The sequence below is a fragment of the Candidatus Thiothrix phosphatis genome, from assembly GCF_035668035.1.
Classification (GTDB): domain Bacteria; phylum Pseudomonadota; class Gammaproteobacteria; order Thiotrichales; family Thiotrichaceae; genus Thiothrix; species Thiothrix phosphatis.
This window is the reverse complement of sequence record NZ_JAYMYJ010000005.1, coordinates 23,986-32,355: the sequence shown is the minus strand read 5'-3', so window position 1 is coordinate 32,355 and position 8,370 is coordinate 23,986. Positions and strand designations below refer to the sequence as shown.

Sequence of the window (8,370 nt, the reverse complement as noted above, 5' to 3'; positions counted from 1 at the left end):
TTTAAAACGGTGATTTTGACGAAAGTGGGTCAGTTTTCAGTCGGTGTTGACAGCGGTGACGGCGTCGCTGGCCGAACTTTCCCGCCAGCGTGATGGCTTGCGGGACCAACGCCAGACCTTGCAGGATACGATTGCCGCCAAGGATGGCAGCGCCGCTGCGGCGGTGGCGGCGGAAGAGGCGGAACAATACCTTGCCAGCATGATCGCCGGGACAGAGCAATACCTGCGCCTGCAAATTGCCGCGCTAATGCTGGGGCAGCAGATTGAAGACTACCGCCGTAAACACCAGACGCCAGTGTTGCAGCGGGCGGGTGGCCTGTTCCAGCGGTTGACGTTGGATGCGTATACAGGCTTGCGCGACGAACTGGGTGATGACGGCAGGCCGATCCTGCTGGGTGTGCGCCCGGACAACACCGAGGTGCTGGTGGAGCGGATGAGTGACGGCACCCGCGCCCAGCTTTACCTGTCGTTGCGGCTGGCGGCGTTGGAGCAGCATTTGCGCCAAGGCGAACCGATGCCGTTTGTGGTGGATGACATCCTCATCAGCTTCGACGACCGGCGCACCCAGGCGGGGCTGGAAGTGCTGGCCGAAGTGGCGGCCAACACCCAGGTGTTGCTGTTTACCCATCACCGGCGGGTGCTGGATCTGGCCGGGGCGGTTGCGGGCCAGGCAGGCGTTTATACCCACGAGCTGGCGTCATCCGGTGGCCGCTGATGGCGTTACGGCGGCGTATTGGCCTGCACATTCCTGAACACATCGGCCAGCACCCGCACGGGCAAGGGCTTTATTTCTTGGGCGGTCAGTTTGGCGAAGGTGTTGCTGACAATGGGGGATTTGCGGTTCGCCTCAACCGCCGCCGTGAATGCCGTTGTCTGCGTGGCGGTGGCGGACAAAAAAGCCGCATTCAGGTTTTTACGGCCATGCGCGACCGTGCTTTGGGAGAAATTGCGCCCCTGATACTGGATTTGGACGCCTTCGGATTCGTCGAGCACACTGCGGTAGCTTTCAATCTGGATGCTGCCGTAGCAGGTTCCCTCGCGTGACCGCGAGCCTTGGGCGGTGATGATCAGGTTGCTGGAAAGCGGCGACAGGATCAGGAGCGGTTCGTCGTAGACCGTGAACCCGCTGTGTTCCAGCGTCTGTTGGGTCTGCTTCCTGACTTGCTCGGCATTGCTCCAGCAGCCATCAGCCGCTTTGTTGTCGATCAGGAGGAAGACATTTTTTATCAGCCCGAGTGATTGTGTGACGGAAAGGAACCTTTCCGGTTGAAGATCGTTGTTTTGCGCGGGTGCTTGGCTGGAAAATGCTGCGCCCACGAGCAAAACGCCTGCCGCCAGCAGGCTGTTACTGTACCCCATCATGTATTTACTCCCTTGCTTTTTATAAGCTCAGTTTAATACTTTTTATAGATAAAGTAATGGGTAACGCTGTAATCCAGGCTGCTGGCAAGCCTGGAAAAATTAACCCGAATGGAGACAACCGATATGCAATTGGTCAACTTTGATCCGGTGTGGCGGCAATTCATCCAATCCACAGGAACAACCTTATGAGTGTGGAAACCAGATCATTGCGTGCCTGGGAAAGCCTGGATGCCGACGGGCAAACCCGTTAAGGATCAGGGTTGTACGCAGCGTGTGTTTTCCCTGCGGGGCGTTGCTTGCCCTTGCGGTGAATAGGTACCATAAACGCCGCAACAGGAGCGGTGAATATGAAGTGGATACATCAACAACCGGGTTGGCCGCAATTTCATTGGGATGCGGCGGCCTTGGGCAATGCGTTGGCTCAGGTACGTTACCAGCAGGGGCACTTGTTGGGGCGGATGCAGGCATTGGGTTTTGAGCTGCGGCAGGAAGCCAGCCTCAATACCCTGACCAATGATGTGGTGACATCTTCTGCAATTGAGGGGGATACCCTCGACCGGGAGGAAGTGCGCTCTTCCATTGCCCGTAAGTTGGGGTTGGAAATTGGCGGGGCGCTCCCTGCCAGCCGTCATGTCGAAGGTATCGTTGAGGTTATGTTGGATGCCACCCAGTCATGCCAGCAGCCGCTTTCCGAAGAGCGTTTGTGCGCGTGGCATTGTGCCTTGTTCCCCACAGGTTTTAGCGGCATGTATCCGATTGTGGTGGGCGCGTGGCGTCCGCTATCCGCAGGCCCGATGCAGGTCGTTTCTGGCGCATATGGCCGGGAGCGCGTCCATTTTGAAGCGCCGGAGGCTAATCGGCTGCCTGCCGAGATGGCGGCTTTCTTGCAATGGTTTGGCGAAGACGACGGCATTGACCCAGTCCTGAAGGCAGGGTTGGCGCATTTCTGGTTTGTGACCCTGCACCCGTTTGAGGATGGCAATGGGCGGATTGCCCGTGCCATTGCGGATATGGCGCTGACGCGGGCGGACGCAAGCCCGCAGCGGTTTTACAGCATGTCAGCCCAAATTGAGGCTGAACGCAAAGCCTATTACAACCAGTTGGAACGCCAGCAGCGAGGTTCGCTGGATGTGACGCCATGGCTAGGTTGGTTCCTGGAATGCTTGGGGCGAGCGTTAGGCAGTGCGGAAACTGCGCTGGAATCAGTGTTGCATAAGGCGCGGGTGTGGGGATGCGCCAACCGTTACCGCATCAATGAGCGCCAGCGGCTAGTCCTGAACAGGATGCTGGATGATTTTCAGGGGTATATGAACAACGCCAAATACGCCACCATCGCCAAATGTTCGGGCGACACGGCTTTGCGTGATATTCGCAGTTTGCTGGAATGGGGGCTTTTTATTCAGAATGCTGGCGGTGGCCGTAGCACCAGCTACCGCTTGGCGATGGCTAAGGAGCTTGGCGAAGAAACGCGTTGATCATGTGTATTCCACACCTTCAGCAGCGCAGCCAGCCTGAAGCCGCTATTGGCCAGCAACTCTGGCTTTGATTGGCGCTCCATCGATAGCCTTTGACAGCTATAGTGTCTTTATGTCACTATAAGGGCATCTACCCGGATAGACCGGGTGGTTCACACCTCAGTAAGGAGTTTACTGACATGAAACAGCCAAGCAGCGCCAACGGGCGCTTTGACTTCCTGGTGTTCATTGGGCGCTTCCAGCCCTTCCACAAAGGCCACCAGCAGGTGCTGATGCATGCCTTGGAACAGGCGGAACGGCTAATCGTGCTGGTCGGTTCCAGCCACCAGCCGCGCACCAGCCGCAACCCGTGGAGTTTTGCCGAACGCGAACAGTTCATCCGCGCTTCCTGCCCGCCGCAGGCACAAAATCGCGTGGTGGTCTTGCCACTGCTGGATGAGCTTTACAACGACCAGAACTGGATCAGACGTGTGCAGGAAACCGTGGCAGGTGTGGTGCACCAATACCCGCCCAAGATAGGCGTTGCGTCACCCAAAATCGGCCTGGTCGGGCATGGCAAGGATCACACCTCCTACTACCTGTCGTTGTTCCCGCAATGGGGCGCGGTGGATGTCGCCGCTTACAAAGCCGTTTCTGCCACTGCATTGCGCGAACGTTATTTCCTGCATGGCGAGATTAGCGACGAATTTCCCACTGCTGTGCAACAGGCTTTGCAAAGTTTTCAGGCAGGTGAAGCTTACCGCGAGGTGGCGGAGGAATGGCGTTTTATCCAAACATACCGGCAAGCCTGGGAAACCTCGCCCTACCCGCCCGTGTTTGTGACGGTGGATGCGGTGGTGATCCAGTCCGGCCATATTTTGCTGGTCGAGCGGCGCGCGCGCCCTGGCAAGGGTTTGTGGGCGTTACCGGGCGGTTTCGTCGGCCAGCATGAAAACCTGCTGACGGCGGTGCTGCGCGAATTGCGTGAGGAAACCCGCCTGAAAGTGCCGGAACCGGTGTTGCAAGGTTCGGTGGTGCGTTCGCAAGTGTTCGACCATCCGCAACGTTCCGAGCGCGGGCGCACCATCACCCATGCCTGGCTGGTCAATCTGAAGCCGGATGCACACGGTTTACCCAAAGTGAAAGGCGGCGATGATGCCAGCAAAGCTTTCTGGCTGCCGCTGGCGGAACTCGACCCGGAAAAGCTGTTCGAGGATCACTTTCACATCATCAAAACCCTGCTGGGGTAGTGAATCATTCAACCCGATGTGGCGGAAAGACCGCCGTTTCAACCCAATCAGAACAGGAGGATTTCCATGTTCAACAATAGCATTCTCAATACCGACAGCTACAAAGCCAGCCACTATTTGCAATACCCACCTGGGGCGGAAGTGGTGTCATCCTATATCGAACCGCGCGGCGGGCAATTCCGCGAAGCGCTGTTTTTCGGCTTGCAGGCTCACCTGAAAGAAACCCTGTCACGCCCGATTACAGCAGCGGATATTGACGAAGCCGAAGCCCTTTTCCAGGCTCACGGTGAACCCTTTAACCGCAGCGGCTGGGAAGTGATCCTGCACGAATACGGCGGCTATATGCCGGTGGAAATCAGCGCGTTGCCGGAGGGGATGGTGGTGCCAACCGGCACGGCGCTGGTACAGGTGCAAAACACCGACCCGCGCCTGTTCTGGCTGACGGCGTATCTGGAAACCGGCTTGCTGCGGGCAGTCTGGTATCCCACCACCGTCGCGACGGTTTCCTGGCAGGCCAAGCAGGTGATCCGCCGCTATTTGCAGGCAACCAGCGAGCAGCCTGAAGCGGAGTTGCCATTCAAGTTGCATGATTTCGGCGCGCGTGGCGCATCTTCGCTGGAAAGCGCGGCGTTGGGCGGCATGGCGCATCTGGTCAATTTCATGGGCACGGATACGGTCGCGGCACTGGTGGCGGCACGGCGTTATTACGGCGCGGACATGGCCGGTTTCTCCATTCCGGCGGCGGAGCATTCCACCATCACCAGTTGGGGGCAGGAAGCCGAGGCGGAAGCTTACGCCAATATGATCACTCAATTTGGTAAGCGCGGCGGTCTGGTCGCGGTGGTGTCGGATTCCTACGACTTGTTCCATGCCGTCAGCGAGATTTGGGGCAAGCAGCTGCGCTGGCAGGTGGAGGAAAGTGGTGCAACCCTGGTGGTGCGCCCGGATTCCGGCCAGCCAGAGCGGATTGTGCCCGAAGTGCTGGAACGCCTGTACGCCGCGTTTGGCGGGCGGGTGAATGCCAAAGGGTATCGCGTGCTCAGTGATTGCGTGCGGGTGATCCAAGGCGATGGGGTGGATGTCACCACCATTCCCGTAATTCTGGAGAGCATCCAGCAAGCCGGTTTTTCCACGGAAAATGTCGCTTTTGGCATGGGTGCGGGTCTGTTGCAGAAGGTTGACCGCGATACCCTCAGCTTTGCGATGAAGGCTTCGGCCATCCGTGTGCATGGGCAATGGCGCGATGTCTACAAGCAGCCGGTCACTGACCCTGGCAAATCTTCCAAACGTGGGCGGCTGGCAGTGGTGCGTACTGACAATGGCATTGCCACCATTCGTGAGGATGCGCTGGCAGGGCGGGAAAACCTGTTGCGCCCGGTGTACCGTAATGGTGAACTGCTGGTGGACGATGACTTTGCCACGATTCGGCAGCGGAGCCATTAAGAGATGCAGGATACCTATGCAATCCGCCAGTTATTGGCGGATTGTGTGGGATAGCAATGCTATCATCGGACTATCAACAGCAGTATGAGGTGACACGCATGGCCAATCTCATTGTCAGAAACATCAGTGATGAAGTTGCGCAGGCGCTCAAGGTACACGCCAACCGCTTGGGCATGAGTGCGGAGGCCGCCCATCGCCAGATTCTGGAACAGGTGTTGATACGCCCTAAAAAGAAAAGTTTTCTCGAAGTGTTACGAGAAATGCCCGATGTTGGTAAAGACAGCGATTTTGCACGGGTTCAAGACGACACCGCACTGGAAGTTTTCAGCTAATGTACCTGCTGGATACCAATGTTATCAGCGAATTACGCAAAAAAGAGCGGATGAACCCCGGTGTGCTTCGCTTTATGGAACAGATTGAAGAACAAGGTTCTGCCGTGTACATCAGTGTTATTACGCTGGGTGAGTTACGCCGGGGTATTGACCTGATTCGCCATCGGGGAGATCAGCAACAGGCCGCTCTGCTGGAAAACTGGCTGAAAACAGTTTTGGAGCAACACAGCGAACGGATACTGGATTTTGACCAGGAAGCCGCGCAACTTTGGGGGCACTTACGCGTACCACATCCTGAAAATGCGCTGGATAAACAAATTGCAGCAACAGCCTTGATTCATGATCTGATACTCGTCACCCGCAATACCAAAGATTTTCAGTCGATGCATATCAAACTGCATAACCCATTCGTTGAATGATGAAACGAACCGCAGAAAATTGACTGCTCGGCAAATGGGGTATGGTTGACCGATACGGTGGCCCCGCGTTATTTCAGCCCCGACACATCGTAGGGATAAACACCCTACTGGCAACATAAAAGAGAAAACAATATGCAGAATTTCGGCTACAAAATCATGAAAAAGAATCTGGCGGAGGAGGCTCCGGTCGTCCATGCCGCCATTGCCCAGCAACGTCCGCTGGAGGTCGGTCTGTATTCGGGGGATGAGGACATCTGGGAATTCATTTGCAGCACCTTGAGCGAGGCCGCACAACCCATTCCCGTCAACACGCATTTCAACCATTACCACAGCACGCTGTTTGAACTGGGTAAAGATGAGGCGCAACTGCGGGAACAGTTTGCCATGGCTAAAGCCATCGGCTCGGCCTATTCCATTGTTCATCTCCACAAATGGCCGCTCAGTCAACACCCGGCTTTTCGGGAAACCTTGGTGGAACACTTGGTTCGGCAGTTGCGGCGGCTGGAACAATTTTGCAGCGAATATGATCACCCGGTACACATTGAAAATACCTTCCATCCGCTGTCGTTTTACCGCTGGTTTTTTGGACTGGTGGAACGGTTGGAATTGCGTTACATCCACTGCTGTTTCGACATTGGCCACGCCAAAATCTGGTCGCAGGAAAGCCTGCCGCAATGGCTACAGTGGTTGCACGAACTGGATGAAACAGGGGTACGGCTGCATTTCCACCTGCATGCTAATAACGGCCTTGCCGACCAGCATCTGGCTTTTGTGGAGAGTGAAAACCTGGGCCTGAACAAGGCAGATGACTACACTCAGACAGGGGATTATTTCGCGGCGATTGCCAGCCTGCACCAACAGTTCCCGGACAGCCGTAAAGTGTTCGAGGTCAAACCGGCGTTGGCGCTGGAGAATATGGAGTTGGTGATGGCGCGTGTGGCTTGACCGTTAACCTATGCCTATTTGAAAGGTTTCTCTTTAATGATGACGATTCAATACCTGATTAACACACCCATTTCCACTAACCAGTTTATCGACATTCTGTGCCGTTCCACCTTAGGCGAGCGCCGCCCCATTGATGACCACGAATGTATGGAAGGGATGGTCAACAACAGCAATCTGTTAGTGACTGCGTGGGATGGTGACAAACTGGTTGGTGTGGCGCGTTCCATGACAGACTTCCACTACGCTTGCTATCTGTCTGATCTTGCGGTTGATCGGGACTATCAGCGGCAGGGTATCGGCAAGCAACTGCAAATCCTTACTCGGCAGCAGCTGGGCAAGCATTGCAAACTGATATTGATTGCGGCACCAGCGGCGAATGCGTATTACCAGCAACTGGGGTATGCGGCTATACCGCGCTGTTGGGTGCTGGATGCGGGACAGGCATTGGAACCATCCTAATTTTCCCAATTCTCCAGCTTCAGCCCCTGCACCCGTTCAAACTCCCTGGTGTTATTCGTCACCAGCGGTATGTCCAGACTGAGCGCATGGGCGGCGATCATCATGTCCAGCGGCCCGATCGACTGGCCGCGCTTTTCCAGGTCGGCGCGCAGCTCGCCATAGAGAAAGGAGGCGGATTCGTCGTAGTCTACAATGCGGAATGGCAATAGAAAGTTGTTCAGCGCCTCCAGGTTGGCTTGCACCCGTTGGCTTTTCTGCGCACCGTAATACAGCTCTGAAGTGGTCACGGACGAGATGAAAACACTACCCGGCTGTAATTGCCGAAAACGCTGGAGAACCTCGGGCGGTTTGCGCTTGATGAGGTAAATGCAGATATTGGTATCCAGCAGAAAATTCATACAAACAGCTCTTCACGTTGTTGCTGCTCGGGTTGCGTGCGGCCATCCGCCATGAAGTCGTCGGAAAACTGCTCAAGGCTTTTGAACAAGCTCTCCCATGTGTCGCAGATAGGGCGCAGGATCAGGTTATTACCGATTTTCTTCACTTCCACCTGCTTGCCTTCAAAACGGAATTCTTTCGGGATACGCACAGCCTGACTGGCACCATTCTGGAATAAGGTGGTGGTTTGCATGGCGTTGCTCCTACCTAAAATATATATCAAAAGTATATGTTTCGAATTTATCAAATTGCAAGCGGGGAATTACTG

General features: G+C 55.7%; 11 protein-coding genes. 8 read left to right on the top strand and 3 right to left on the bottom strand.

The features are described 5' to 3' along the window. The first annotated feature begins 55 nt into the window (after positions 1-55). Complete coding sequence (locus tag VSS37_RS00640; RefSeq protein ID WP_324692669.1) at positions 56-715, top strand: ATP-binding protein; 660 nt, start codon at positions 56-58, stop codon at positions 713-715. Between the two features lie 5 nt (positions 716-720). Here the strand turns inward: VSS37_RS00640 and VSS37_RS00635 are convergent, their stop codons facing one another. Next, on the bottom strand, positions 721-1,362 hold the full coding sequence (locus VSS37_RS00635; protein WP_324692668.1) for a hypothetical protein: 642 nt from the start codon (positions 1,360-1,362) through the stop codon (positions 721-723). A 347-nt stretch (positions 1,363-1,709) separates the two neighbouring features. On the opposite strand from VSS37_RS00635, the gene VSS37_RS00630 reads away from it, so the two are divergent. From VSS37_RS00630 to VSS37_RS00600, 7 genes are all read left to right on the top strand, one after another. Further along, positions 1,710-2,837: a Fic family protein gene (locus VSS37_RS00630; RefSeq protein WP_324692667.1), complete on the top strand. Its 1,128-nt coding sequence runs from the start codon at positions 1,710-1,712 to the stop codon at positions 2,835-2,837. Between the two features lie 179 nt (positions 2,838-3,016). Next, positions 3,017-4,066, top strand: coding sequence for a bifunctional nicotinamide-nucleotide adenylyltransferase/Nudix hydroxylase (locus VSS37_RS00625; RefSeq protein ID WP_324692666.1), 1,050 nt, complete (start codon positions 3,017-3,019; stop codon positions 4,064-4,066). Between the two features lie 66 nt (positions 4,067-4,132). Beyond that, positions 4,133-5,509 carry a nicotinate phosphoribosyltransferase gene (locus VSS37_RS00620; RefSeq protein ID WP_324692665.1) on the top strand — a complete coding sequence of 459 codons (1,377 nt, stop codon included), beginning with the start codon at positions 4,133-4,135 and terminating at the stop codon, positions 5,507-5,509. A gap of 98 nt (positions 5,510-5,607) precedes the next feature. Further along, the gene (locus VSS37_RS00615; protein ID WP_324692664.1) at positions 5,608-5,841 is read left to right on the top strand and encodes a FitA-like ribbon-helix-helix domain-containing protein; all 234 of its coding nucleotides are present in this window, start codon (positions 5,608-5,610) and stop codon (positions 5,839-5,841) included. Further along, a complete protein-coding gene (locus tag VSS37_RS00610) occupies positions 5,841-6,260 on the top strand; it encodes a type II toxin-antitoxin system VapC family toxin (protein ID WP_324692663.1) in 420 nt (139 codons plus the stop codon). Before VSS37_RS00615 ends, VSS37_RS00610 begins: the two co-directional genes overlap by 1 nt. A 132-nt stretch (positions 6,261-6,392) precedes the next feature. Further along, positions 6,393-7,205, top strand: a complete 813-nt coding sequence (locus tag VSS37_RS00605) for an IolE/MocC family protein (protein WP_324692662.1) — start codon at positions 6,393-6,395, stop codon at positions 7,203-7,205. Between the two features lie 36 nt (positions 7,206-7,241). Next, the gene (locus VSS37_RS00600; RefSeq protein WP_324692661.1) at positions 7,242-7,664 is read left to right on the top strand and encodes a GNAT family N-acetyltransferase; all 423 of its coding nucleotides are present in this window, start codon (positions 7,242-7,244) and stop codon (positions 7,662-7,664) included. On the opposite strand, the gene vapC is transcribed toward VSS37_RS00600, so the two are convergent. Together vapC and vapB are read right to left on the bottom strand one after the other, a co-directional pair. Further along, positions 7,661-8,062, bottom strand: coding sequence for a type II toxin-antitoxin system tRNA(fMet)-specific endonuclease VapC (vapC, locus tag VSS37_RS00595; RefSeq protein ID WP_324692660.1), 402 nt, complete (start codon positions 8,060-8,062; stop codon positions 7,661-7,663). The genes VSS37_RS00600 and vapC overlap by 4 nt on opposite strands. Then, entirely contained in the window at positions 8,059-8,295 is a 237-nt protein-coding gene (gene vapB, locus VSS37_RS00590) for a type II toxin-antitoxin system antitoxin VapB (RefSeq protein ID WP_324692659.1), read from the bottom strand. The genes vapC and vapB overlap by 4 nt, the downstream gene beginning before the upstream one ends. Positions 8,296-8,370: the final 75 nt, after the last annotated feature.